The organism is Nitratireductor sp. L15S-10, assembly GCF_045011005.1.
Taxonomy (GTDB): Bacteria; Pseudomonadota; Alphaproteobacteria; order Rhizobiales; family Rhizobiaceae; genus Nitratireductor.
The window spans coordinates 2,633,440-2,658,845 of the sequence record NZ_CP120674.1; the positions used below are offsets into that span (position 1 = coordinate 2,633,440).

At 58.8% G+C, this 25,406-nt stretch carries 24 protein-coding genes, 1 tRNA gene and 1 riboswitch; of the genes, 8 read left to right on the forward strand and 17 right to left on the reverse strand.

Translation table 11 applies throughout. From position 1 onward, the window contains the following. The first annotated feature begins 191 nt into the window (after positions 1 to 191). Positions 192 to 1,433: an MFS transporter gene (locus P2W41_RS12635; RefSeq protein ID WP_292893475.1), complete on the forward strand. Its 1,242-nt coding sequence runs from the start codon at positions 192 to 194 to the stop codon at positions 1,431 to 1,433. A gap of 5 nt (positions 1,434 to 1,438) precedes the next feature. On the opposite strand, the gene recO is transcribed toward P2W41_RS12635, so the two are convergent. The 7 genes from recO to P2W41_RS12670 form a co-directional block, all read right to left on the reverse strand. Continuing rightward, a complete protein-coding gene (gene recO, locus P2W41_RS12640) occupies positions 1,439 to 2,179 on the reverse strand; it encodes a DNA repair protein RecO (RefSeq protein WP_292893472.1) in 741 nt (246 codons plus the stop codon). Between the two features lie 18 nt (positions 2,180 to 2,197). Continuing rightward, positions 2,198 to 3,124 (reverse strand): GTPase Era, encoded by a 927-nt coding sequence (gene era, locus P2W41_RS12645; protein WP_404933315.1) that lies wholly within the window; start codon positions 3,122 to 3,124, stop codon positions 2,198 to 2,200. After that, entirely contained in the window at positions 3,124 to 3,840 is a 717-nt protein-coding gene (rnc, locus tag P2W41_RS12650) for a ribonuclease III (protein ID WP_292893469.1), read from the reverse strand. Before rnc ends, era begins: the two co-directional genes overlap by 1 nt. 13 nt (positions 3,841 to 3,853) lie before the next feature. Then, the gene (lepB, locus tag P2W41_RS12655; protein WP_292900097.1) at positions 3,854 to 4,603 is read right to left on the reverse strand and encodes a signal peptidase I; all 750 of its coding nucleotides are present in this window, start codon (positions 4,601 to 4,603) and stop codon (positions 3,854 to 3,856) included. A 91-nt stretch (positions 4,604 to 4,694) separates the two neighbouring features. Continuing rightward, positions 4,695 to 5,102: a holo-ACP synthase gene (gene acpS / locus P2W41_RS12660; protein WP_292893467.1), complete on the reverse strand. Its 408-nt coding sequence runs from the start codon at positions 5,100 to 5,102 to the stop codon at positions 4,695 to 4,697. Further along, positions 5,099 to 5,695 carry a DUF2062 domain-containing protein gene (locus P2W41_RS12665; RefSeq protein WP_404933316.1) on the reverse strand — a complete coding sequence of 199 codons (597 nt, stop codon included), beginning with the start codon at positions 5,693 to 5,695 and terminating at the stop codon, positions 5,099 to 5,101. The genes acpS and P2W41_RS12665 overlap by 4 nt, the downstream gene beginning before the upstream one ends. A gap of 226 nt (positions 5,696 to 5,921) precedes the next feature. After that, complete coding sequence (locus tag P2W41_RS12670; RefSeq protein WP_404933317.1) at positions 5,922 to 6,875, reverse strand: methyltransferase, TIGR04325 family; 954 nt, start codon at positions 6,873 to 6,875, stop codon at positions 5,922 to 5,924. Between the two features lie 120 nt (positions 6,876 to 6,995). Here P2W41_RS12670 and P2W41_RS12675 point away from each other — a divergent pair, with 120 nt between their 5' ends. Further along, the gene (locus P2W41_RS12675) at positions 6,996 to 7,373 is read left to right on the forward strand and encodes a hypothetical protein (RefSeq protein ID WP_404933318.1); all 378 of its coding nucleotides are present in this window, start codon (positions 6,996 to 6,998) and stop codon (positions 7,371 to 7,373) included. A 59-nt stretch (positions 7,374 to 7,432) separates the two neighbouring features. Here P2W41_RS12675 and P2W41_RS12680 read toward each other — a convergent pair whose 3' ends face one another. Both P2W41_RS12680 and rpoZ read right to left on the reverse strand, forming a co-directional pair. After that, positions 7,433 to 9,685, reverse strand: a complete 2,253-nt coding sequence (locus tag P2W41_RS12680) for a bifunctional (p)ppGpp synthetase/guanosine-3',5'-bis(diphosphate) 3'-pyrophosphohydrolase (RefSeq protein ID WP_292893455.1) — start codon at positions 9,683 to 9,685, stop codon at positions 7,433 to 7,435. A gap of 133 nt (positions 9,686 to 9,818) precedes the next feature. Beyond that, entirely contained in the window at positions 9,819 to 10,217 is a 399-nt protein-coding gene (gene rpoZ, locus P2W41_RS12685) for a DNA-directed RNA polymerase subunit omega (protein WP_292893452.1), read from the reverse strand. A gap of 297 nt (positions 10,218 to 10,514) precedes the next feature. Here rpoZ and P2W41_RS12690 point away from each other — a divergent pair, with 297 nt between their 5' ends. Further along, positions 10,515 to 11,105, forward strand: coding sequence for an NYN domain-containing protein (locus tag P2W41_RS12690; RefSeq protein WP_292900095.1), 591 nt, complete (start codon positions 10,515 to 10,517; stop codon positions 11,103 to 11,105). Then, positions 11,102 to 11,767: a uracil-DNA glycosylase gene (locus P2W41_RS12695; protein WP_292893449.1), complete on the forward strand. Its 666-nt coding sequence runs from the start codon at positions 11,102 to 11,104 to the stop codon at positions 11,765 to 11,767. The genes P2W41_RS12690 and P2W41_RS12695 overlap by 4 nt, the downstream gene beginning before the upstream one ends. A 29-nt stretch (positions 11,768 to 11,796) precedes the next feature. On the opposite strand, the gene smpB is transcribed toward P2W41_RS12695, so the two are convergent. Both smpB and dapA read right to left on the reverse strand, forming a co-directional pair. Then, a complete protein-coding gene (gene smpB, locus P2W41_RS12700) occupies positions 11,797 to 12,270 on the reverse strand; it encodes an SsrA-binding protein SmpB (RefSeq protein ID WP_292893446.1) in 474 nt (157 codons plus the stop codon). Between the two features lie 119 nt (positions 12,271 to 12,389). Beyond that, complete coding sequence (dapA, locus tag P2W41_RS12705) at positions 12,390 to 13,271, reverse strand: 4-hydroxy-tetrahydrodipicolinate synthase (RefSeq protein WP_292893443.1); 882 nt, start codon at positions 13,269 to 13,271, stop codon at positions 12,390 to 12,392. Positions 13,272 to 13,505: 234 nt separating this feature from the next. On the opposite strand from dapA, the gene P2W41_RS12710 reads away from it, so the two are divergent. Beyond that, positions 13,506 to 15,581 (forward strand): transglycosylase SLT domain-containing protein, encoded by a 2,076-nt coding sequence (locus tag P2W41_RS12710; RefSeq protein WP_404933319.1) that lies wholly within the window; start codon positions 13,506 to 13,508, stop codon positions 15,579 to 15,581. A gap of 167 nt (positions 15,582 to 15,748) precedes the next feature. Continuing rightward, on the forward strand, positions 15,749 to 16,678 hold the full coding sequence (locus P2W41_RS12715; RefSeq protein WP_404934978.1) for an alpha/beta fold hydrolase: 930 nt from the start codon (positions 15,749 to 15,751) through the stop codon (positions 16,676 to 16,678). Between the two features lie 72 nt (positions 16,679 to 16,750). Here P2W41_RS12715 and P2W41_RS12720 read toward each other — a convergent pair whose 3' ends face one another. The 3 genes from P2W41_RS12720 to P2W41_RS12730 all read right to left on the reverse strand — a co-directional run bounded on the left by P2W41_RS12720 (position 16,751) and on the right by P2W41_RS12730 (position 19,421). Beyond that, positions 16,751 to 17,686 carry a site-specific integrase gene (locus P2W41_RS12720; protein ID WP_292893434.1) on the reverse strand — a complete coding sequence of 312 codons (936 nt, stop codon included), beginning with the start codon at positions 17,684 to 17,686 and terminating at the stop codon, positions 16,751 to 16,753. A gap of 402 nt (positions 17,687 to 18,088) precedes the next feature. Next, a complete protein-coding gene (locus P2W41_RS12725; protein WP_404933320.1) occupies positions 18,089 to 19,168 on the reverse strand; it encodes a porin in 1,080 nt (359 codons plus the stop codon). Positions 19,169 to 19,330: 162 nt separating this feature from the next. After that, positions 19,331 to 19,421, reverse strand: a tRNA-Ser gene (locus tag P2W41_RS12730). Between the two features lie 495 nt (positions 19,422 to 19,916). Between P2W41_RS12730 and P2W41_RS12735 the strand changes: the two genes are divergently transcribed. Together P2W41_RS12735 and P2W41_RS12740 are read left to right on the forward strand one after the other, a co-directional pair. Then, complete coding sequence (locus P2W41_RS12735) at positions 19,917 to 21,038, forward strand: porin (RefSeq protein WP_292893428.1); 1,122 nt, start codon at positions 19,917 to 19,919, stop codon at positions 21,036 to 21,038. A gap of 161 nt (positions 21,039 to 21,199) precedes the next feature. After that, positions 21,200 to 22,312, forward strand: coding sequence for a pyridoxal phosphate-dependent aminotransferase (locus tag P2W41_RS12740; RefSeq protein WP_404933321.1), 1,113 nt, complete (start codon positions 21,200 to 21,202; stop codon positions 22,310 to 22,312). Positions 22,313 to 22,481: 169 nt separating this feature from the next. Here the strand turns inward: P2W41_RS12740 and P2W41_RS12745 are convergent, their stop codons facing one another. From P2W41_RS12745 to P2W41_RS12755, 3 genes are all read right to left on the reverse strand, one after another. Beyond that, entirely contained in the window at positions 22,482 to 22,916 is a 435-nt protein-coding gene (locus tag P2W41_RS12745) for a 6,7-dimethyl-8-ribityllumazine synthase (protein ID WP_404933322.1), read from the reverse strand. An 82-nt stretch (positions 22,917 to 22,998) separates the two neighbouring features. Beyond that, a riboswitch (FMN riboswitch) is annotated at positions 22,999 to 23,151 on the reverse strand. A 60-nt stretch (positions 23,152 to 23,211) separates the two neighbouring features. Then, positions 23,212 to 24,306 (reverse strand): DUF1513 domain-containing protein, encoded by a 1,095-nt coding sequence (locus P2W41_RS12750; RefSeq protein WP_292893421.1) that lies wholly within the window; start codon positions 24,304 to 24,306, stop codon positions 23,212 to 23,214. Then, complete coding sequence (locus tag P2W41_RS12755) at positions 24,296 to 25,366, reverse strand: imelysin family protein (protein ID WP_292893418.1); 1,071 nt, start codon at positions 25,364 to 25,366, stop codon at positions 24,296 to 24,298. Before P2W41_RS12755 ends, P2W41_RS12750 begins: the two co-directional genes overlap by 11 nt. Between the last annotated feature and the right edge of the window lie 40 nt (positions 25,367 to 25,406).

The window sequence follows — 25,406 nt, forward strand, 5'->3', positions numbered from 1 at the left end:
CCGCCTTTCACGGGACACTGTTCCTGTCCGATCAACGGCTGCCTAAAGGCATTTATTCCCGGCCGCCGCGCCAATCATAAGAAAAACTGATCGAAGATGCACAATTTGTCGTTATCTCTGAAATGCCGCATCGGCTACTCTCATGGGCGGATTTCCAAATCGAGGCGCCAATAAAAGCGCATGAAGGCGACATGATACAGCAAAGCCCGGCCCGTGCGGCCACCCCCGTTTCGTTTCCCTGGGCGGTCGTCATCTGCGGTTGCCTGATTGCAGCCCTTAATTTCGGGCCACGCTCCGCGATGGGTTTTTTCCAGTTGCCGCTGCTGGCCGAGACAGGCTGGGACCGCACCACTTTCGGGCTTGCGATGGCGATCCAAAACCTCCTCTGGGGTATCGGGCAGCCTATTTTTGGCGCTGTGGCAGATCGGTTCGGCACCTGGCGCGTACTTGCCCTTTCGGCAGTGCTTTACGCTCTTGGACTGCTAATGATGTCCATGCCCACCCACGAAGCCATGCTGCATATCGGCGGCGGTGTGCTTGTCGGCCTGGGCGTGGCCGGCGGTTCCTTCGGTATCATTCTTGCTGCATTCGCCCGTAGCGTTCCTGCCGAGAAGCGCAGCCTGATCTTTGGTCTCGCGACTGCTTCGGGCTCTGCGGGCATGTTTATTTTTGCTCCTATAAGCCAGGGCCTGATAGACGCGTTCGGCTGGTCCGACACACTGGTCTACATGAGCGTAGCGATGTTGATCGTTCCGCTTTTGGCAATTCCTCTGGTCGGCAATGCCGCGACAGCGCGCAACAGTGTTGAGACCTTCAAGCAGACCATCGGCGAAGCGCTGCGGGAGGCTTTCGCGCATCGCAGCTTCGTGCTGCTGGTCTCGGGCTTTTTCGTCTGCGGCTTTCAGGTCGCGTTCATCACCGCGCATTTCCCCGCCTATATCGGCGATATAGGCATCGATGCACGCTATGCGGTCGTGGCGCTGGCCCTGATCGGCTTCTTCAACATTATCGGTTCACTCGCTTCGGGCTATATCGGCCAGCACTATTCCAAGCCCGGTTTTCTGGCCCTGATCTACATCGCGCGATCAATCGCCGTGACGGCGTTTCTACTGCTCCCGCAAACGCCCACAAGCGTGATCATCTTCGCCATAGTCATGGGACTCTTGTGGCTGTCCACGGTGCCGCCGACCAATTCGCTGGTGGCGATCATGTTCGGGACGGGCCATCTGGGGCTTCTGGGCGGGGTCGTGTTCTTTTCACACCAGGTCGGCTCATTCCTAGGCGTTTGGCTGGGCGGCTATCTCTACGACCTGTTTGGAAGCTACGACCCGGTCTGGTGGCTGGGAGTGTTGCTTGGTCTGTTTGCTGCTTTGGTACACTGGCCAATCAAGGAAGCCGCGGTAACGCGTCCTTCCCTTGCCCCTGCCGAGTAGCAAGCTCAGCCCATAGCCCCTGCTGCGCTGCGGGCGAGAGCGGCAAGAAAGCCGCCCCGCGAAACCGGTTCTTCCATACCGCGGGGTTCATAGACGTTCCGGTGAAGGAAAAAGCCCGTCAGGCGATACGCGTCCTTCAACGCAGCCGGCGAAGCCTCCGTTCGCGTCTGGGCTGTAAGAAAACGCGGCAGGGGCAAGAGCCTGTCCCGCCAGGGAAATCCCGCTTCCTCTGTTACCGCGCGACCCGACTTCGGCGATACATAAGCAAGGCTCTGTCGGCTCCCCGTCAGCGCGCATCTTGTCAGATCGAGCCCGAAACCCAGTTCCTCAAGCATCGCCAATTCAAAGCGTACCATCAACGGACCAGCAATTTCAGGCTCGTCCAGATGCTCGGTGATGACTTTTATCGCCTCATACAGGCCCGCATGGGCGTCGCGCTCGGGCATGAGGCGCAGATGCGCACCCAAAAGCTGTATGCCGTGAACGGCCAGCGCCGAGGCTAGAAGACGGGCGGCGTTTAACTCCAGCGGCTCGACCTGAAACGTACCCAGATGCTCCTCAAGGCGGGCCCGCCACACCAGGTCAACACGATTTCCCGGCTGTAGAAGGGGCTGCATGCGCCGCGAGCGGCCGCCTTTTACAAGTCCCAGATGACGCCCATGGGAAGCAGTCATCGTTTCGAGGACGACGCTCGTCTCGCCATGCTTTCTGGCGCCTAGAATTATCCCTTCGTCGCGCCATTCCATGCGGTCGCTGTCCTTCCCTCAACCGGGGAATTCAAGTCCCATTTCGCGGAAGCGTTCAGGATCGTTGCCCCAACCTTCCCGCACTTTCACGAACAGAAAGAGATGAACCTTCTGCTCGAGAATCCCCGCCAATTCCTCACGGGCGGCCTGCCCCACGGCACGAATGGCCGCGCCTTTGTGACCGAGCACGATTTTCTTCTGACTGTCGCGCTCCACATAAACCACCTGGTCGATACGCACGGAGCCGTCCTTGCGCTCTTCCCACTTCTCGGTTTCGACGTGGATTGCATAGGGCAATTCCTGGTGCAGTCGCAGGAAGAGCTTCTCGCGTGTGATTTCCGCTGCGAGCTGACGCATCGGCAAATCGGATAGCTGATCTTCCGGATAATACCAGGGACCTTTGGGCAGCCTCTCGGAAAGATGGGCGAGAAGATCGTTGCAGCCCGACCCCTGCAAGGCGGAGATCATGAAGGTACGCTCGAACTCCACCGCTTCATTGGCCCGGGCAGCGAGTTCCAGCAGGGTTTCGCGTTTCACACGATCAATCTTGTTCAGGATCAGAATCTTCGGTTGCGCCACATCCTTGAGCTTCTCGAGAATTGCGGCGGCATCGCCCTTGATCCCGCGCTCGGCATCGATAAGCAGAGCCACAATATCGGCATCCTTGGCGCCGCCCCAGGCGGTCGTCACCATGGCTCGGTCGAGCGTGCGGCGCGGATTGAAAATGCCGGGCGTGTCAATGAACACGATCTGCGCATTCTCGTGGGTAGCAATGCCGCGAACGATGGCGCGTGTTGTCTGCACCTTGTGCGTGACAATAGACACTTTGGCGCCGACCAGTTGATTGAGCAGTGTCGACTTGCCCGCATTGGGAGCGCCGATCAAAGCTACAAACCCGGACCGGGTCTCATCCTGTGCATCGGCTGTGGGAACGTCTTCACTCATCATGTGCTCTCATTGCTCTGCCACACACCTTCACGCTCCAGCATGCCGATGGCGGCGGCCTGTTCGGCCTCTCGTTTGGAACGGCCCGTACCGTGCGCGGGCTTGTATCCCTTAATTCTAACAGACACAGAGAAGACCGGATCATGATCAGGCCCCTCCCGGTCCTCCACAGTATAGCCTGGCGTGACACCGGCAACCTGGTGAGCCCATTCCTGCAGAGCGGTCTTGGGATCACGGCGATCAGCGCCTTCAGCCTGAGCCCGGGTTCTCCAGTGATTGCGCACGAAGCTGCGTGCCGCGTCGATGCCGCCCTCAAGATAGACCACCGCAATCAGTGCTTCCATCACGTCCGCACGCAAGTTAATTTGCTTGCGGGTCGCCGCGCTACGCAGATCGCTACCCATTCTGATGAGCGGGCTGATCTTCATATCGTCGGCGACCTCCGCCAACGTCTCGGCATTCACGAGCGCATTGAGCCGCACCGAAAGTTCGCCTTCAGGTGCTTTCGGGAAGCTCTCGTAGAGCAGTTCCGCCACGGCAAGTCCCAAAACCCGGTCGCCGAGAAACTCAAGCCGCTGATAATCGACACCCGAGCGCCCACGGGCACTGGCATGGGTCATCGCTTCTTCGACCAGGGCGGCATTCTTGAAGTCAAATCCGGTGCAACCGGCTACCGCTTTGACGAGCTCCGGACCACGGGGGCGCTTGGCAGTCATGATCCTGACAACTCTAGTCTACCCAGTCGAAGATGCGCCATGGGCGCACTTCGCTCGGCCAGCGCCAGATTTCCAACGGGCTCGCACCACCAGCGATGGAGAAGAAAATGATATTGGCGCGACCGACAAGGTTTTCGGCAGGCACAAAACCGACTGAAAACCGGCTGTCGGCAGAGTTGTCGCGATTGTCCCCCATCATGAAATAATGCCCTTCGGGGACGATGAATTCGCGCGTGTTGTCGCCGATCCCGTTCGCGGTCAAATCCAACGTCTCGTAAGATACACCATTGGGCAGTGTCTCCCGGTAAACGTCGACCGGGCGATCCATCTCGGTAATGTCGGGATCATTGATTTCACCAATCTTCTCGCGCTCTACGGCCTTGTCGTTGATGTAGAGAGCTCCCTCTCGCATCTGGATCTTATCGCCAGGCAGACCAACCACGCGCTTGATATAATCAATGGATGGATTGGGCGGAAACTTGAAGACAACCACATCACCGCGTTCCGGCTCCGCACCCCAGATGCGACCGGAAAAGAGCGGTGGTGAAAACGGGAGAGAATGACGCGAATAACCGTAGGCCCACTTGGTGACGAACAGGTAATCACCCTCAAGGAGGGTCGGACGCATGGAACCTGACGGGATGGAGAATGGCTGAAACAGGAAGGTACGGATGACCAGTGCGAGGATCAAGGCCTGGACGATCACATTGACAGTTTCGCCCACGCCGCCCGATTTCTTCTTCGTCTTGTCAGCCACGCTCATCATGTCCTCGGTTCGAGTGTTTCGGGACGGTCTTATCGCGCCAGAAAGGCGGCGGCAATGCGACAGCACAACCCGTGCGCAGTTTTCGGCATTAGCTCCCGTTGTCGGGAACCGCTTCTATGATCACAAATGCCTGAGCCAGGGGATAGTCGTCAGTGATGGTCAAATGAACCAGCGCTTTCATGCCTGCAGGTGTCATGCCCTCAAGCCTCGTCCTGGCTTTGCCTGACAGTTCCATTGTCGGTTTTCCGCCGGGGAGGTTCACGACACCCATTTCGCGCCAGAACACGCCACGTGCAATGCCGGTGCCGAGTGCCTTTGAGCATGCCTCCTTGGCCGCGAAGCGCTTCGCGTAGGAAGCCGCGCGTTCACGGCGCCTTTCGGACTTTGCCCGCTCAACCTCTGTAAACACACGCTGGGTAAAACGTTCCCCATAGCGTTCGAGTGTCCTTTCGATCCGACGGATGTCGATCAGGTCGCTTCCAATACCGATAATCATGAACTTGTCGCAGTCCTTGCATCGAAGGCTTGCCGGCCAGCCTTGCGGCGCGCCCGCTCGGCGAGGCGCTTGCGGCGCTGCTCACGGAAGGTGAACGTGGCCCAGCGTGTCACGAAGTAAAATACCAAGGCGAAGAAAATGCCCAGAGGCAGCGCGCCAACGGACATCGGCTTGATCAGCGGCTCCCAGAGCTGCGAAAATTCGAGATGTCGCAGCATCTTACCGAGATGGATCGGAGCGCCGTGCGACAGTTCTCTACCGTACAGGATGAGGCGCCCCGTTTCGAGCGTGGCTCCCCATATAAACGGAAATGTTAGCGGATTGCCAACGGCTGTGCCGATGGCCGATGCCACGAGGTTTCCACCGATGCACCAGGCCAGGCCCGCGGCGATGAAGAAATGAAAACCCATGAAGGGCGTGAACGACGCGAACACACCGGCAGCAATGCCTGCAGCGATGGCATGAGGCGTTGCCGTCAACCGCAAAGCGCGTTTGACGAAATATTGTGCGGAGCGCCAGAATGAGCGTCGCGGCCAGACCATGGTCCGCGCCCTCTCCCAGAGATCCGCAGGTTTTCTACGTCGAAACAACATCGCGGCTACGCAGCACCCCCAACAGCAACCAGGCTTCCCCCAACCAACAAAATCCTAGAGCCCGTTCTCTTAACGACGGGTTCCCTTGGACATGTCTTTGGTTCGATATAGGCAAGCTCGGTCGGACGGGGCAAGGGAAACGGGTTAATAATCGTGTTTCCCGCCGAAACAGCAGGAAACACGAAAGAACTAATCAAGCGAAACGGCGGAATTGGGGCGCATCAGTTCACCCCGCTTTCGCCATTGCCGGTTCGACCGGTTCACGCGCGCCGCGCGCCAGGTCTTTACGCAGGAGCATGTATCCACGACTCTCGCTCCAGCCCAGTTCCGGGTGGCTGGCCACTCTGTGAGCCAGGTATTGAATGCGCCAGCTATCGACGATGCGATAGCCCAGAGCGTCCAGGTCCGCCAGAAACTGATGCTTGCTGCGGATGTGGTAAGGCAAGAAAGTCGGCCCTCCACGCTGCAGCGTGTAGATGGACGGTCCTTCCCGCAACGCCACCTTGTTGAGGAGAATCACCTGCGGGCGCTTAGGCAAATTGCTCACGAAATCGGCGAACGGGATGTCCAGATACTGTAGCAGACCGGAACACAGCAATATGTCGACTTCCCTGATGTCGGAGAAGGTATCGCAGAAGGAAAGCTGAGGCCCGAGGCCTTCCGCGCGCGCCATGTCCCGACCGGCCTTCACCATCGAGGGCAGCTCGTAGACCTGCCATTGCACGCTGGAGAGATCGATCAGGTTGCGGAAAGCACGGTATTTCGTTCCAACATGCCCTCCAGCGTCCAGCAAGCGAATGGGGTGCCCTTCCCGCGCCCGCAACTCGCGCTCAAGCCAGAACAGGACGGGATAATCCCAGTCGATGATCCGGCTCATCTTGTCGAGCGCGACGGGGACGACTTCTTCATGATCATAATCGGTCAACGCCCAGCGGGGCGCTGCTCTTACGGCGCTTTTTCGATCCGGATAAGCACCGGTCAATTCGGCGCGGCGGGCGACGAGATGAAGCTTCGACAATGCCGAATGGAACGGTTGGGCGAAACGCTTGATCCTCCCACCGTCGAAATGCAGTAGGGCTTTCATGTCAACCTCTCTTGAACACGAGTAACGTGCACTCGCCACGCGCCATGGCCAACGCCTTATGAGGGAAGCATCAGGCACCGGCATGCCGGCGCGCATGGTCGAGACTGTTCAGGAGAGCTATGAGCGGGGTGGTTTGCGCGGCTTTTCAGAAAGGCTGGAACTGAGAGCAAGCATCGAGCTCGCAGCGAAACATGGGGCAAACCGCGAATCGGACAATTGCTCGTATTTCAGGCTGGCCAGCGGCATGCAATGGAACATGCAGCACTCTGCGCCTGCCGCTTCGTTTCGCGAAGCTTCGCCATCACTATCGTTGTGCTCATGGGCACGTTCATCGTCATGCCCATGGGCATGACCCTGCGCGTAGGAAACTGCGTGATCGGAGGAGAGACCGCCTGCAACGGCCTGCGGTGCAACATGCGGATGCACGCCGCCAAAAGGAAACAGCACAAGGGCGAGCAGGATGAGAGTGGCCAGTCCACCTCTCAATATCGGCAAAGACGATTTTATCTGAACGCTGCGCATTCAGGATGTTTGCGCCGCGCCGCGAGCTGGTCAATTCACTCGGGTCGTTTGCAGGCTACTCATTTGGGATGAGGCGGCACTCCGATCTGTCGAAGTCTGGTATCAGATAGGGCTTCCGCCTGAGGGGTTTCCTATCCATTCACCCGATGGGCATCGCTCACGCAACTGATCTCTTTCAGCTGCGAGACAAGACGGGTGAGGTGTTTCAGGTCCCACACTTCCAGATCGAACAGCATTTCGGTGAAATCCGGGGCCGTTCGCTCCATGGCCAATGTGTGGATGTTGGCGTCATTCGATGCGATCACCTGCGCGATCTCTGCCAGCGAGCCGGGCTCGTTGATCGCTGTTACAGACATGCGGACCGGAAACCGCTCCTTCATGTGCTCATCAATGTCCCAACGCACGTCGATCCAACGTTCGGGCTGATCATCGAACGCGGTCAGCGCGGGTGACTGTATGGGATAAATGGTGATGCCCGACCCCGGATGAAGAATGCCGACAATACGATCACCCGGGACTGCGCCTTCCGGGGCGAAACTGACGGGGAGATCTCCCGAAACGCCGCGGATAGGCAGGGCTCCGCCCGCACCCTTTTCTACCGGAACCCCACCGGCTTTGGTGCGCTTGGCTTTGCGTGAGGAGCGGCCAGGGATCTGAAACAGCATGCCAGCTGCATTGCGCAGATTGAACCAGCCCTCCTCACGCTCTTTCGGAGCCTGGGTCACGCGCTCGTCCTTGTAGTCGGGGAACACAGCGCGCACCACGTCCTGGGAGGAAAGCTCGCCGCGACCGACAGCCGCCAGGACATCCTCCACATCCTGACGTCCGAGGCGATGAAGCACCGGTTTAAGAGCATCTCTGGAGAAGCCCTTCCCCGCTCGCTCGAAAGCGCGCTCCAGAATGCGCGCTCCAAGGCCGGAATATTGCTTGCGGATGGCATTCCGGGTCGCACGGCGGATGGCCGCGCGTGCCTTGCCCGTCACCACGACAGATTCCCAGGCTGCCGGCGGCACCTGCGCCTTGGAACGGATGATCTCCACCTCGTCGCCGTTCTTTAATTCGGTCATGAGCGGCATGATGCGCCCGTTCACCTTCGCGCCGACACAGGTGTCGCCCACCTCGGTGTGGACCGCATAGGCAAAGTCGATGGGCGTTGCTCCACGCGGAAGGGCGATCAACCGCCCTTTGGGCGTAAAGCAGAACACCTGGTCCTGGAACAGTTCCAGCTTGGTGTTTTCGAGGAAGTCTTCAGGTGTGTCGCCTTCGGAAAGCGCCTCAATGGTGCGCCGGAGCCAGGCGTAAGCATTGGTATCACGCGAGATGCGGTGATCGGCGCCGTTCACCTTGCCACCGAAGTCCTTGTAAATCGAGTGAGCGGCCACACCGTATTCTGCAATGCGGTGCATCTCGTAGGTGCGAATCTGCAGTTCAACACGCTGACGGGACGGGCCGACAATGGTGGTATGGATCGAGCGATAATCGTTCTGTTTGGGCGTCGAAATGTAGTCCTTGAAGCGGCCCGGCACCATCGACCAGGTGGAGTGAATGACACCCAGAGCGCGGTAGCAATCCTCAACATCGTCCACGAGCACGCGGAAGCCGAAAATGTCGGACAGTTGTTCGAAGGAAAGCGCCTTGGTCTCCATCTTGCGGAAAACCGACCAGGGCTTCTTCTGGCGGCTTTTCACAGTCGATTCGATATGGTGCTCGGTGAAGAGATGTGACAGAGCCTCTTCAATCGCCTTGATGACCCCGCGATTGCGCTCAAAAAACTCAGCAAGCCGCTCAGTGACCGCGCGGAAAGCCTCCGGATTGATATGCCGGAAGGCCAATTCCTCAAGCTCTTCGCGCATATCCTGCATGCCCATGCGACCGGCAAGCGGCGCATAGATATCCATCGTCTCCTCCGCGATCCGCAGGCGCTTGTGCTCAGGCACATGATCCAGTGTGCGCATGTTGTGCAGGCGGTCGGCGAGCTTGACCAGAAGGACGCGGACATCCTCCGAGATCGCAAGCAAAAGCTTGCGCAGGTTCTCCGCCTGATGCGCCTTCTTCGATACAAGATCGAGGCGCTTCAACTTGGTCAGCCCCTCAACCAGCTTGCCAATATCTGGTCCGAAGAGTTCGTCGATCTCTGCCCGCGTGGCGCTCGTGTCCTCAATGGTGTCGTGCAACAGGGCGACCGCGATCGTCGCCTCGTCCAGATGCATGTCGGTGAGGATGGCCGCGACTTCGAGGGGGTGTGAGAAATACGGGTCGCCAGAGGCACGGCGCTGATGGCCATGCTTCTGCATTGCGTAGACATAGGCCTTGTTGAGCAGCGCCTCATTGACGTCCGGCTTGTAGCGCTGGACACGCTCGACAAGCTCGTATTGACGCATCATGGGCGGCTTCCTCGTTCTTGTTGTTATTATCTACGCAAAGCAAAACATGCGCCGCGAGATTCACGGCGCATGTTTAAGATAGGCAGGAATGTTTCGGCAAGGAAGAGAATGCAGTGCCGAACATCCGTATCGATCAGAAGTCGTCGCTTTTTTCCGGCGGCACCAGGCCTTCAATACCGGCGAGAAGGTCCTCCTCGGTCATACGGTCGAAGGAGATCTCTTCTTCCGGCTGATCGGCACCACCCTCGACAGAGGTTGCGGTCGGTTCAGTGATCTCGGGAAGATCGGCCTCAGGCTCATCCACTTCTACATGCTTCTGCAGAGAATGGATCAAATCTTCTTTAAGATCGCCGGGAGAGAGGGTCTCCTCAGCGATCTCGCGCAGCGCAACGACAGGGTTCTTGTCGTTATCGCGGTCGACGGTGATCGCCTCGCCCTGTGAAATCTGACGGGCACGATGCCCTGCCAGAAGCACGAGCTCAAAGCGGTTATCGACTTTGTCGATACAGTCTTCAACGGTCACACGGGCCATTCAGTGCCCCTTTCATGCGTAAATCTGCAAGGAAATCCAGCGCGTCAATAGCCTGCCGCACCATAAAATTCAAGGCCAGCACGCAACACTCGCTTTCCGATCAACACGGAAATGCGGCGTGGGTGTGATTGTGCAGCATGTCTCTCGCACGCTTGTATTTATAACGAATTTATATATTCGTTGGAACAATCATATTCCAGCGCTATTTCCTTATAAGAGATGGCTTTGTCGGGCGATTTCCCGTCCCAGACCATCCATTTGAGCGCTGAACGTTTATTTGAAACAGGATTTTTGTCGATGTTTGATCCGCGTGAAAAAATTGCTCTCTTCATTGATGGCGCCAATCTGTATGCCACGTCGAGAGCTTTAGGATTCGACATTGACTATCGAAAGCTCCTGAGCAATTTCCAGGAACGTGGGTATCTCTTGCGTGCCTACTATTACACTGCGCTTGTGGAAGATCAGGAGTATTCCTCCATTCGTCCTCTTATCGATTGGCTGGACTACAACGGCTATAAGGTCGTTACCAAGCCGGCCAAAGAATTCACCGACTCCGCCGGGCGCCGGAAGATCAAGGGCAATATGGATATCGAGCTGGCAATTGACGCGCTGGAGCTCAGCGACGTGGTTGACCATTATGTGATATTCTCCGGAGACGGTGACTTCCGCACCCTGGTTGACGCCCTGCAGCGCAAGGGGCGCAAGGTGAGTGTCGTGTCCACAATCCAGTCCCAGCCGCCGATGATCGCTGACGATCTGCGGCGGCAGGCGGATAATTTCATCGATCTGTCGACATTGCGCGAGGAAGTTGGCCGTGCAACAAGCGAACGGCCTTCCCGCAAGGCGGAACCTGACGACGATACAGACGAGACCTTCGACGATCTATGACACGTGTCCCGGCGCTTGAAACCGAGCCGCCCCGCGACTGTCCTCTCTGCCCGCGCCTCCACCAGTTCATTGCCGACTGGCGTGTGCGCGAGCCTGAGTGGCACAATGCACCGGTGCCCACCTTCCTGCCTGAGGGCGGTCACGACGCGGTTACGCTTCTCATCGTCGGTCTGGCTCCCGGTCTTCGCGGTGCCAACAAAACGGGGCGGCCTTTTACAGGCGACTACGCTGGAGACCTACTCTACAGTACGCTGAAGACATTCGGCTTCGCCAAGGGCGAGTACGAAGCGCGGCCTGATGATAATCTGTCCCTCGTCGATACAGCGATCATCAACGCCGTGCGCTGCGTTCCGCCGGAGAACAAGCCGGTCGGGGCCGAGATCAACACCTGCCGCCAGCATTTCTTTACGCCGACACTGAAACACTTCAAGAATCTGAGAGCAGTTCTAACGCTTGGGGTGATCGCCCATCAGTCGACCGTTCGGGCCCTTGGTGGACGTGTGGCCGCCTATCCATTCACGCATGGCGGAGAACAGTCACTCGGTGGACTCTCGATTTTCTCAAGTTATCACTGCTCACGATACAACACGAATACCGGTCGATTGACCGAAGAGATGTTCATAAGTGTTTTCCGTGACATCCGTGCGTTTCTGAATAAATAGAATCCGCCTCAGACGCAGCACCGGCCTGCTCAGCCATGCTGTTTGAGAAGCCTTGCTTTTTCACGGTTCCAGTCGCGTTTCTTGGCTGTTTCGCGCTTGTCGTGCAGCTTCTTGCCACGTGCCACGGCAATCTGAAGCTTCGCCAGTCCGCGCGGATTGAAATAGAGACGCAGGGGCACAAGCGTCATGCCTTCGCGCTCAATCGACTGCGCCAGACGCGACAGTTCACGCTTTGACACCAGTAATTTGCGCCTGCGGCGAGGCTCGTGGTTGAAACGGTTCCCGGCCGAATACTCCTGGATATAGGAATTGATCAGCCAGCACTCGCCATCCTCGATGGAAGCGTAAGCTTCCTGGATATTCGAATGCCCATCGCGCAGCGATTTCACTTCGGTTCCTGTCAGGACGATACCGGCTTCCAGCGTGTCGAGCACCTCGTAAGAGAAGCGCGCCTTGCGGTTTTCGGCAATCGTCTTGAGGTTGGGATTCTTGTCTTTTGCCATCAGTTCCAAATGCGCCGGAAGCGCCGCAGCGCTCCCGCTTTCCTGGGGCGGCCAGAGACGCGCCCTTTCGTTTCACCGCATTTGTGCGACGCCAGGAGCCTTCCCCGGCTACAAATGCGTCAGTTCAAAAGCCCTGCATGCTGCATGGCAGCATCGATGCGCTCTGCCGTCGAGGCTTCGATCGTCACAAGCGGCGATCGCACAGTATTTTCGACACGACCCAGGCGCGAGAGAGCGTATTTTGCCCCGCAAAGCCCGGGCTCAATAAAGATCGCCTTGTGGAGCGGCATCAGCCGATCCTGTAGCTCGAGCGCCTTTTCCTTGTCGTTGGCAAGTGTGGCTGCCTGGAATTCGGCACACAGACGCGGTGCGACATTGGCCGTGACCGAGATGCACCCCACCCCGCCATGCGCATTGAACCCGAGAGCCGACGCGTCCTCACCCGAAAGCTGAATGAAATCCTTGCCGCAGGTCATACGCTGCTCGGAGACCCGGTCCACCTTCGCCGTTGCATCCTTAACGCCGACGATGTTGGAAAAATCCTTCGCCAGACGCCCCATGGTCTCCGGTGTCATGTCTATGACAGAACGCGGAGGGATATTATAGATGATAATGGGCAAACTCGTGGCGCGGGCGACGGCGGCAAAATGCTCATATAGCCCAGCCTGTGTCGGCTTGTTGTAATACGGCGTGACCACCAGTGCCGCGTCGGCCTTCACCTCTTCGGCAAACCTTGCCAATGCGATTGCCTCACGAGTCGAATTGGAGCCGGCGCCAGCGATGACCGGAACACGGCCCTGAGCAGCTTCGACGCAGATCCGGACAACTTCGCGGTGCTCCTCATGCGTGAGCGTTGGAGATTCGCCAGTCGTACCAACCGGCACGAGCCCGTTGCTGCCTTCCGCAATCTGCCATTCAACGAGTTCGCGAAACGCTTTTTTGTCCAGGCTGCCATCCTTGGCAAACGGTGTCACAAGCGCTGTGAGAGACCCCCTGAACATGATGTCGAACTCCTGAATGAATTTAATGGTGCGGTGCCAGCCCGAGCCGGCGCCGGATGCTTCTAACCGAAGATCAGGCGGCGCACCATAGTCTTGCCATCTCTTGCCCGCAAGAATCCTGTAAAGATGGTGTGTTACGCCAGCATCCGCAGGCTTTGCTCCATCTTGCAATGACAAAGTCTGTTTTGGACCGTGCTGACGGCCAATCAGCTCCAATATTCAGGACGTTTGCGTATGACGATAAAGGCGGCGTTTGCTTCGCTCCTTCTTTTTTCAGTCTCGCCCTTGGCCATGGCTCAGTCCCTTCCGGATTTTGGCCCGATCCCCTTCGCACGTCCAGACGCCGTCAATTCGCCCGCAGCCGCTATCGATGCGCTGACGAACGCGGCGGCTCTTCGACCGAACGTGATGAGCGCTCCGGGTGGACAATCTGCCAATCAGCGCGCGTTGATCGCGGGGCTCGATGCGCTTTCTGTCGGCGACCCTGCAACCGCCCGCACGCTTCGCGATCACATGAAGGAGAAAAGTCTCGAGCGGCGAATTCTGACCTGGGCGCTTGCGCTTTCGGCGAGCGAAACGTTTTCGAGCGCTGAGATCGCCGCAACCGCCAAGGAATTGAAGGACTGGCCAGGCATGCTCACGCTGCGTGAACATGCGGAGCGTGCACTCTACCGTGAAAATCAACGTCCACAGGTCGTGGTAAGCCTGCTCGGCGACGCGGGTCCTGTCACTTTCGAGGGTACCGTTGTGCTTGCCCAGTCTTATCTGTCGCTGGGAAAAAACGAGGAAGCGCGCGCGCTCGTTTCCGGATTCTGGCGTCGGGCCAAGCTTGATGCTTCTAGCGAAACGTCATTTCTGAGCGCTTTCGACGACCAGCTTTCGGAAGCGGATCACCGGGTTCGTATGGAACGAATGCTGTACGAAGCACGGGTGCGCTCGGCCGAGCGGGTTGCCGCGCGGGCCGGGGGCAAAGCGCTGACCAAGGCGTGGGCTGCGGTGATCCGCGGCGACAGGAATGCAGAGGCCCTACTCGATGCAGTGCCAGAGACGGAGCGCAGTGCTGGATACATTTTTGCCAAAGCACGCTTCCTGCGTCGCGCAGAACGGTTCGAAGAGGCCGCAAAGCTGATGCTGACCGCGCCGCGGGACGCGGAACGCCTGATTGATCCCGACGAATGGTGGGTGGAGCGACGCGTACTCTCACGCGAGCTTCTTGATATCGGAGACGCCGAGACCGCCTATAAACTTGCCGCCGCCCACTCTGCCGAGAGCCCTTCCCGTGCAGCAGATGCAGAATTTCATGCAGGCTGGTATGCTCTGCGCGCGCTGAAAGACCCCGCGAAGGCTGCGTCTCATTTTGCGCAGATTGCTGCCATCGCCGAAGGGCCGATCTCGAATGCTCGGGCCAATTACTGGCTGGGACGGGCAGCGGACGCTGGAGGTCCCGGTAACGCAGCCGCCCATTACGAAGAAGCAGCACGCTTCGGCGCCACGTTCTATGGGCAGCTTGCCACCGCCAGGCTTGGCCGGACCACGCTCGCGGCCGAGGCGCCGGAACCTACGGATGAGGATCGCCGCCATTTTTCCGCCCGGGAAATGGTGCGCGCGATCCAGAGCCTCGAGCAGACCAACCATGTGTGGCGCGCAGGCAGCCTTTATCGGAAACTCGCGGAAACACTGGATCAACCGGGCGAACTGACCCTGCTTGCCCGCATGGCCGAGGCTCGCGGTGACTACACAACAGCGCTGCGGGTCGGGAAGATCGCGGGAGGCAGGGGGCTGGAGATCGGCGCGCTTGCGCATCCGGTGGGCGCAATCCCGGAAGCCGCTTCCATCCCCTCCGCCCGTCAAGCGCTCGCTTATGCAATTGCCCGGCAGGAAACCGAGTTCAATGCCACCGCCGTTTCGCCGGCCGGTGCCCGCGGCCTGCTTCAGCTCATGCCAGCAACGGCCCGGGAGATGGCGCGCAAGAGCGGCCTTCCCTATTCTCGGGCGCGCCTGACCAATGATCCAAGCTATAACGCCACTCTGGGTGCTGCGTATCTGGAAGAGCAGCTTTCACGATTCAACGGGTCCTACATCCTCACCTTTGCGGGTTATAATGCCGGCCCGAGCCGAGCTGGCGAATGGATGGAGCGTTATGGGGATCCTCGTGGAAAGCCTGTGGAGGACGTGGTCGACTGGATCGAACGCATCCCCTACTCGGAGACGCGAAACTATGTTCAAAGGGTGATGGAGAACCTGCAGGTCTACAAGATGCGCCTTACCGGCCGGTTCGATGTCCTTACGGACCTCTCCGCCGGAGGTTGAAGGCCTCTGCGGGCCAAACTGCGTGTTCCCCGCACAGCATCCAGGCATCCAAACTCAATCGTGTACAAGATGCACCTCCGCACAAAGATCAATTCGGTCCATTTGACCAAAATGCGCTACGTTCAGAGCTGTTGACTGGGTTGGGGGCTGGGCGCCTGCGGGAGGATATGGTGGCTGAAGACGGATTTCGCGATGTGTTTTATTCGGCGCAGGATGGCTTGAAGCTGCATGCACGCGTCTACGGCGAAGGCAATCCGGGCCTGCCGGTTGTGTGCCTGCCTGGCCTGACACGCAATGCCCGGGACTTTCACGCGTTGGCAAAAAAACTCTCCACCCATGAGACCGAGGGACGAAAGGTTATTGCTTTCGATTATCGCGGACGCGGCCTTTCCGACTATGACCGGGACTGGCGGCGCTACGACGTGGCTGTGGAGGCCGCTGACATCATTTCAGGACTTGTCGCACTCGGGGTAGAACATGCGGCGTTCATCGGCACCTCGCGCGGCGGGCTCATTATCATGACCCTTGCAGGCTCTCGCCCCACCCTCATCAAGGCCGTGGTGCTCAACGACATCGGTCCGGTTGTGGAAGGAGACGGCCTCGCGCAGATTCGCGCTTATCTTCAACGCTCGCCCAAACCTGCTACGCTGGACGAGGCGATCAAAATCCAGAAAACCGTTCATGGTGAAGCTTTTCCGGCATTGAATGAAGACGACTGGGAGCGGTTTACTGCAGCGCTCTACAAAGAGGAACAGGGGCGCCTGCGCACCGACTTTGATCCAAACCTGTTGAAACCGCTCAAAGCAATTAATCTGAACAGGCCTTTGCCCGCCCTCTGGCCGCTTTTCGATGGGTTGGCTGCCACCCCGCTCCTGACCGTTCGCGGAGAAAACTCCCGTCTTCTTTCGAGCCGAACCCTCGAAGAAATGGCCACGCGGCATCCGACAATGCAGCAAATCGTGGTGCCCGGTCAGGGCCATGCACCGCTTCTTGAAACCGGCAGCCTGCCCAGGGAAATCTCGGCCTTTATCAGGCGGGCGGAAAAATCCCTTCAAACCCGAGAGGAACGAAGGCATTCTTCTGCCTCCGTTCCATAGGGGTGATCACAATACGGCTTGCCCGACGAAAGCCGAAGCATGACGGCCCGGAGCCCGTGGAGCCCGTGGATCCTATGCACGCCTGGTGGTTGCAGGTTTGGAACAACGCTCCAAAACTCCAACGCACGGGTCCAGATCACCTGTTGCCAGATGCGCATAACGCATGGTCATGGTCAGGGTCTGGTGGCCAAGCCACATCTGCACGCGGCGCAGATCAATGCCGCCCTGAACAAGACGTGACGCACAGGTATGGCGCAACACATGCGGCACCACCTGGGCGTCTTGCGACAAACCTATTTCCGCCTTGGCCTCATTCCAGATGACCCGGTATTGCGCCTGCCGAAGCATGGCGAAAGGTCCCTTTTGGCCATCTTTGGGGATGTCTGTCACTTTCTGCGCGCGCTTGGTCAAAGGAACTGAGCGCGCGCGCGCGGACTTGGTGATCCAGAAGCTGGCCCGTCCCTCACCGACATCATTCCAAGTCAGACCGATGGCCTCACCCAGACGGCAGCCCGTGTCGACCAGAAAAACCGAAAGCCGCCAGGCATCCTCGCTGCGCCGGCGAATTGCGGCAAACAGCATCTCTTCTTCATTGCAGGAGAGGAAACGGATGCGCCCTGAGCGCTCCTTCTGGCGCCGGAATTCCGGCAGGCTATGTATGTCACCCATCTTATGCGCTTTCCGCAGAAGCTTGCTAAGCGCGGCCATCTTTCGATTGATGGTCGCGTTGCTGTTTCCGCGGGCGCGCAATTTTCCGATCAGTTCATCGAGCAGACTTTGCTCGAATGTACTGAAACGTTTCCCCAACAGGAGCTCGTCCAGCTCTCCGATGAAGAAGGTGACATTGTATTTATGCGTGCCAGGTTCCCAAAGTATGTCTCCATACTTTGCAAAGAGTTCTTTTAAACTGTACTCAGAAACGAGACGCAAGTGCTCGTTACCGAACGTGACGGAATAGCGAGACCTGGAAAGGCCCCAATCGCCATCAGGACTGTTGACCGCCCCCATGTCAGGTCACGTCCCGGGCGTTTATGTCAAATGCGTGTTCGGTAAAATTCTGAGTTGTGAACCACCCCTTCGAGATAGAAATTCTCGAGTTCCCCAAGTTGTTATTGTCCCCAACAAAGGGGACTAGCACTCGCGACTTAGGCCAGTCCAGAAAAAAAAGCATTTTTGTCACTTACTTATGGCCCCGCCCTTATGAGCCCCTGACGGCGGGTAATGGTTTCTCCTTCCTGGAGTTTTCAAAGAAAACAGTCGAACTCGCCCTTGAGAGAGCCTGGTTGAAGATCCCGCTAAACCCTGTCACCCGAAGCATTTGCGCCTGACGCGCCCGCTACCAGCGAGGTCTTCAAAGCCAAAACCCGGCAGATTTCTCTGCCGGGTTCCGATATTTATACTGACGCTTCCTTAGAAGCCCCGCGTGATGCGGAAGAAGCCGCTGAATGCGCCGTCGTCGTAGCTGTCGCCGTCCTTGTAGTTGATGGCGATCTTCGTATCGAGGTTCTCGACCAGCTGGTAGTCGATTACACCACCGATTGCCCAGTCATCAGCGCTCGTGCCGTGCTTGTCGCCGAAGTACTGACCGCCGAAGCCGATTGCCAGCTTGGGCGAAGCTGCGTACTTCAGATGACCGCCGACAGAGTAGTCGTAGCCATTGCTGTAGAGGCTGCCATCGGAGAAATACGTGGCAAGCAGTTCAAGGGTGAGCTGCTGCGTCGCTTTGATGCTCGCATAGCCCTTCAGGCCCCACTCTTCAGCCGTCGCGTCGTATGCTGCGAATGCTGCGAGCGAACCCCAACCCTGGCTGACACCGACCTTACCAACAACGTTCGGCGTGTAGTCGTAGTTGTAATCGTTCTCTTCAAGAGCGATCGAGACCGAAACGCCATTGCCCGGCACAAAGGTGTAGCCCAGCGTGTGGATGGAGGAATCGAAGCCACCAGCATCGTACTCGCCAGCCATGCCCTGGTCGAAGATCGTGGTCTTGTAACCGAGGAAGAAGCCGCCAAGAGTGATGTAGGCCTGGTTCAGATAGAAGCCCTTCTTGATGCCGTTGCCGACTTTATCAAGCGGAGCAGGAATGCTGAGCTGCGAATAACCGGAATAGGCATCAGCGCGAGCCTCAAAGAAGCCGCCGAGCGTACCATATTCGGTCTCGGAACGAGCATCGATGGTCAGGTTGGCACGTGCCAGCTTACGCCAGCCACCGGTGTCCCAGTCGTCATCGGAGTCGAGGGAGATATTACCCGGGAAACCAAAAGCGGTATCATCGCTGTCGGACCAGTCGATCTGGTAGCGAACGTAGCCGCCGATCTTCAGGCAGGTCTCGGTGCCGGGGATGTAGAAGAAGCCTGCGCCGTAAACGTCGCAAACGCGCACATATTCCATCGGCTCCGGCTCGGGGACGACGATCGGGTCGGCCGCTTTTGCGCCGGTCGCAGCAGCTGCGAGAGCTGCGGAGCCAATCAGAAGGCTCTTGAGTTTCATGTTCTGACCTCCAGTCAGAATCATGAAAGATGGAAGCTTGTTGCGGCTCGAATGCGCAAGAGCGCAGGTCAATCCATTGAAATAAAAAGGAAATATCAGACCGCGGAAAAGAGCTGCCGCTTTGCCGCCATTCAGGAAAACGAGAACCTGGGGGGAAGTGAATGGCGGAGAGGATGGGATTCGAACCCACGAGACCCTTTTGAGGTCTACTCCCTTAGCAGGGGAGCGCCTTCGACCACTCGGCCACCTCTCCGGCGAGACGCTGGATAAAGAAAACCGGCCGCACAATCAATACGGCATTCGCATTTCCATGCTTTATTATAAGGAAATTCTGCATCCTGCCTGGCGAGCGCCGGGCGGCTGCGTGAATCACCGTAAATCGCGGCGGAGAATCATCAGGTTCAAAACCAGTGATTCCGCTCCAATTTGCCTCGATTCGTCCCCGGAATGCGGTAGTACTGCAATCCAGAAGCCGTTTGTTATGCCGATATCCGGCCTTCAAGTGTTAAGAAAGACTTACCCGGTGGCTCAGATCGTGTCATTTGTGCAACAGCCATTCCGGATAGACGACCGTCAGGGGGGCTTGCCGCGTAATCGCGGTTGAACCTGCCGCCCCCATGAGTAATGTCAGGCTCGGAAAGGGGGCGCGAAAGCGCGAACTTTTCTTTTCTTGGGGATGGGGCAGGGAACGCTGTCCTTCAGCAAAATACCCAGACCCGCATTTAGAACTTTGACTGGAGGTCAGAACATGAAACTCAAGAGCCTTCTGATTGGCTCCGCAGCTCTCGCAGCTGCTGCGACCGGCGCAAAAGCGGCCGACCCGATCGTCGTCCCCGAGCCGGAGCCGATGGAATATGTGCGCGTTTGCGACGTTTACGGCGCAGGCTTCTTCTACATCCCCGGCACCGAGACCTGCCTGAAGATCAGCGGCATGGTCCGTTACCAGATCGGTTACGGCGACGGTGACTTCTCCGACCAGGAAGGCTGGGACAAGTATGCTCGCGGTGAGCTGAACATCGATGCCCGCTCCGAGACGGAGTACGGCACGCTTGGCGCATGGATCAAATTCCGTGGCACGAGCTCCAACAGCGATGCGAATGCGACCGTTGGTCTGAACGACGGCGACGCTTACTCGCACGGTGTGACCAGCTCGGGTGTTAACCTGCAGCAGGCAGTGATCTCGCTCGGCGGCCTCTCCATGGGTATGTCCGACTCGATCTGGGACACGGGTCTCCACGGCGAGCAGGACCGCGGCTTCTTCCCGTATGGCCGCGTTCACTTCATCGGTTACAACTTCGCAGCTGGCAATGGCGTCACCTTCGCCGTCATGCTCGAAGAAGCTGATGACAACTACGACTGGACGCCGAATGTTGTCGGTAAGGTCGGCATCGCACAGGGCTGGGGCTCCGCAGACCTCTATGCAGCTTACGATGCAACGGCTGAAGAATTCGCGATCAAGGGTATCGTCAAGGCGAACCTGACCGACCGCTTCTTCATCCAGGGTCTTGCCCAGTACGAAAGCGGCGTGAGCTTCTACTCGGCCAACCCGCTGGACGGCATTGCTACCGCGACCTACGGTGGCGTTGCAGTCATGCCGGGTGCAGAATGGTCGCTCGCTGGCGTCATCGGCTTCAAGGCCACGCCGAAGCTGACCGCTTCCATCGGCGGCGCATACTACAGCGAAGTCGGTCATGACGTTGTCTTCACCGATGTCGACGCCTGGAACATCGGCACGACGATCGACTACGAGATCGTGCAGAACTTCAACGCGAAGCTCGCAGTCAACTACACCAAGTTCGACGGTGTGGTTAACGGTCTGACCGATCCGGATCAGTTCCACGGCTTCCTGCGCTTCCAGCGCGACTTCTAATCAGAAGAGCCGTAAAGCTTAAAGCGGGGCCTGGCTTTTGCCGGGCCCCGTTTTTTGTGCGCAGTGTTTCTGCTCAACGCCGCAAAGGCGATTTCACACTTGTCGAGCTTGATGTAGGGTCGCCGCGTTCAGTTTGAGAAAGCACAGACCAGACACGGCCCATGACACGACGCCCACCGCTTACCCCACTCGCACATTCCCTCCGCTCCACCGTGCCCTTCGTGGGGCCGGAAACGCAGGAGCGCGCCGCAGGGCGGCCTTTTCGCGCCCGGCTCGGTGCCAATGAGAACGGTTTTGGTCCCTCGCCCCGCGTGATCGAGGCCATTGGGAGCGCGGCGCATCATGTCTGGAAGTATGGCGATCCGGAGAGTTCTGACCTGCGCGCGGCGCTGGCCGACGAGCATGGTGTAAAACCGGAGAACATCGTCGTCGGAGAGGGCATTGACGGGCTTCTAGGCCTTGTCGCGCGCCTTTACATCGAGCCCGGCACGCCGGTCGTCACCTCGCTCGGTGGCTATCCCACCTTCAACTATCACGTCGCCGGCTTCGGCGGGCGGCTGGTGACGGTGCCCTATGCAGGCGACTACGAGAACCTCGAAGGTTTGCGCGGTGCGGCCATCGCTGAGAAGGCGCCATTGGTCTATCTCTCCAACCCCGACAATCCGATGGGCACGTGGTGGGAGGCAGACGAGGTGCAGCGATTTATCGAATCGTTGCCCGAAACCAGTATGCTGATCCTTGACGAAGCCTATGGAGAGACCGCACCGGCAGACGCCCTGCCCCGTTTCGAGCCAGACCGGCCCAATGTCCTGCGCATGCGCACCTTCTCCAAGGCTTATGCTCTGGCCGGCATGCGCTGCGGGTATGCGATCGGCGAGCGGGAGACCATTCGGGCTTTCGATAAAATCCGGAATCATTTCGGCATGCCAGGTATCACACAGGCGGCAAGTCTGGCCGCCTTGCAGGACAAGGCGTATCTGCGGCAAACGCTTGATCGCATCAGCGCCTGCAGGGACCGGATCGCCGCGATCGCTTCGGCAAATGGACTGGCTTCAATTCCCTCGGCCACGAATTTCGTTGCCATCGACTGCGGCGGCAAGACAACAGCCGAGGCCGTGATGCAGGGCCTGCTCACGCGCGACGTGTTTGTACGCAAGCCGGCGACACCCGGGCTGGACCGTTGCATACGCGTCAGTGTCGGCCCGGATCACGAAATCGATGTGTTCGAAGAGGCTTTCGCCGAAGCGCTGGCTGAAGCGCATCACCAGCGTTGAGAACATAAGCGTCCATAGACCAACGGCTCGCGCCGGAACTATCCGCCAACGCCGGTCTTTGCCGACCTGCCAGCAGCTTCTCAGCCCTGCGGCAAGAGGGTGAAAGTGAGGGGCAATTCGTCCTTTGACACTTTGTCGCGGTTCGGTGCCCCTCACGCGGCAAAGCTGGTCACGCAGCCAGTGCGGCGCGCGTCTTGCCAATCATGAGGGCGGCACTGGCAGCTTCTCGCCCCTTCTCGATGAAATGTTCGCGATAGATCGCGGTATGATGTTCGGTGGGTTGAAAATGATGGGGCGTGAGCGAGACCGAGAGGACAGGCACACCCGTGTCGAGCCCCGCTCGCATCAGGCCGTCGACAACAGCCTGGGCGACGAAGTCATGGCGGTAGATTCCGCCATCCACAACGAAGGCTGCCGCAGCAACGGCGGCGTAGCGTCCGGAGGCCGCCAGATCCCGCGCGACCAGCGGCAATTCGAAGGCACCCGGCACATCGAACACGTCTACTTGGCTGGCAGGGATAAGTTGGCAAAAGCCTTCAAGCGCGCGATCGACAATATCGGCGTGCCAATTGGCCTTGATGAATGCATAGCGGGTGTGTGTCATCGTGATCTCCTTTCGCAACAGACACGTCACCCAAGGCGATCACGGGCGATGAACCGCTGCCGGGATCCGGCACACGGAAATCGCGCGTTCTCTTCCATCCGGACTATGACCGTCGGCTCAGGAGTTTCACCTGATCTGCTGACCCTTGCCGCAGTCTTGCGAAAAGGCGCTCGCGGGCTTGCGGCCAGTGCCGCTTACCGCCGGTGGGGAGTTTCACCCCGCCCTGAGAACGGGGCGAAGATAAGCACACGGCCTGACGACCGCAAGACGCAAAATGCGCATTGACGGTGTGTCTTCACACGCGGCGGAGATGATTGTCCCACGCAGGCGAAGTCGGATCGTTGACACGAACATTTTCCAGAGGTGCGTCCGGGCCCGTAAGGACGATCGCGCCCCGCCCACTGGTGCCCACAAGACGATGATCGGCAAGCGGAGCGAGCCCGCATCCGTCTTTGAGGGCGCGCTCGCCGAGACAGCGGCCTGTTTGAGCATCCCAAAAAACAGCCAATCCGCCGCGCGGCGACGAGGTGGCGACGACCTCGCCCGACGAATCGGTTGCCACGGAGCCGATATAGTTATCGAGTGCCTTCAGGGTTGCCTCAGAGCCGGAGAAAAACTCAATCGCCCGACCCCGACGATGGCGGCCCACCAAAGGTGGTCGTGCGTCATCCTCGCCCTGGTACTGGGCGCCGAACCAGACCGCGCCGAAGCGATCGAGTGTCATGTGACGGAGCGAGAGCTTGTGCAGTTCCGGCGCGAGCTCGGCCTGCTCGACAATCTCGCCGGTCTCAAGATCGATATAGGAGAGGCTCGGCTTCATCGTCGCAAGATTGAGCTTCACACGCTCGTAGTCGGGATGGGTGAGAATGCCCCCATTGGCAACACAGAGCGTTCTTCCATCCCCCAAAAGGATTACCTCGTGCGGACCGATGCCGCCGGTCTCAAATTCGCCAACGCGGCGGAAACCAGTGGTGGCGTCGTAAAGACCGGTTACGCCGCGCTCGCCATCGAAGTCATTTTCCGTCGCAAGCAGGAGTTTCCCGTCCGGTGTAAAAACTCCGTGGCCGTAAAAATGTCGGTCCGGCGGCGGTGCGAAGGCGAGTGGATCCCCTTTCCCATCAACGGAAAAAGCGACGGCGAAACGACCAGGTGAACGCGCAAAGGCGACGGCGCGCCGTCGTGGTGCGTCAATGGCGAAAGAATGCCCGCGCGCCTCGAGCGGCAGAACGAGGCGGTCGCGCCCGGCCGCATCGATCACGGCAGCCTCGAACGCGCCCGCATTGAGCCGGGCTCCAAGGAACAGCGGCTCCTCTTCCGCCATCGCGCGATCGGAGCGGAACACCGACGCGGCAGCGGCCAGGACGAGGAACGTCCGCCGATCAATCTCCATCGAGTGCATTGAACCCCATCACCAGTCCGAGTGCTCCAGACAGCTCTCCGTTCAGCGTGTGCTTCGCTCCCTCCATGGCAATCGCCGCATAGGAAATCCGCCCGCGGTCCTGTTCTTCAGAAAACGCCGCTTCCGGTGCTGCTTCAACCGCAAGCAACGCCTGGCGGGCATGCGAGAGATCGAAATCCATCCCACGGCCATAACCATTAACGAGATCAGAGGGGCCATCGACAAACCCGGCGGCATCGATGAGCTGCTGCACGCCCTCGATCTGAGCGGCGACGAAAGCGAAGGTCTGGCCGCTGCGCCAAAACGGCGCGCGCTTTCCACGGGCTTTCTCTACGGTTTTGCCAAGAGCGGGAAGAAGCTCGGCGTTGCGGGCAAATTCCAATGCCGTGCCAGCAGCCTTGACGATTTCGCCAGCCACCTCGGCCGTTGAGCGGTAAGGGTCACGGTCTGCCGCAGGCGCGACAAAGGCGGTACGAAACAATGTCCCTTCGGCCCATGCCTGTTCCAGTTCCGCGGCCATATTTGACACATTGTTGGAAACTGCCATCGCATAGTTGCAACGACGGGCGTCCTCGGCCAACACGTCCCCGCCAGTGCCGAAGAGCACGTAATCCAGCGCCGGAAGACCCTGCAGCGCGACACTCTGATCAGCCAGATTGCGTGGTAACGGCTCCTCCGCAGCCAGCAGTCCCTGTACCTGGCGCAGCGTTACACCGCGCGGGTCCGGCCAAAAGAATATGCGCTCGAAACGGTTTTCCGCGACCAATGGCCCGAACCGAAGCGCGGAGACGTGTGCAAAAGCGGAAAGCGTGTCAGAAAATGCCGTTCGCACTGCGTGAAGATCACCTGCAGAACCACTCTCGCACGCTGCCCTCAATGCCGCTGCAAGCGCGCTGCTCGTTTCGCCAAACCGGGCAAGAGCAGGGGTCACGTAGTTTTCCAAAACCCTGCTTCCGATGTCCGGAGCAGTCGTATCCGTCTCATCCTGCGCAAGTGCCGGCATTGCCAGCAGACACACAGCCAGAACGGATCGGAAAAGGCGGGCGTACATCAAGGGTCTCCTTAACCAGGTTCTTTATGCTGGCTGTCGC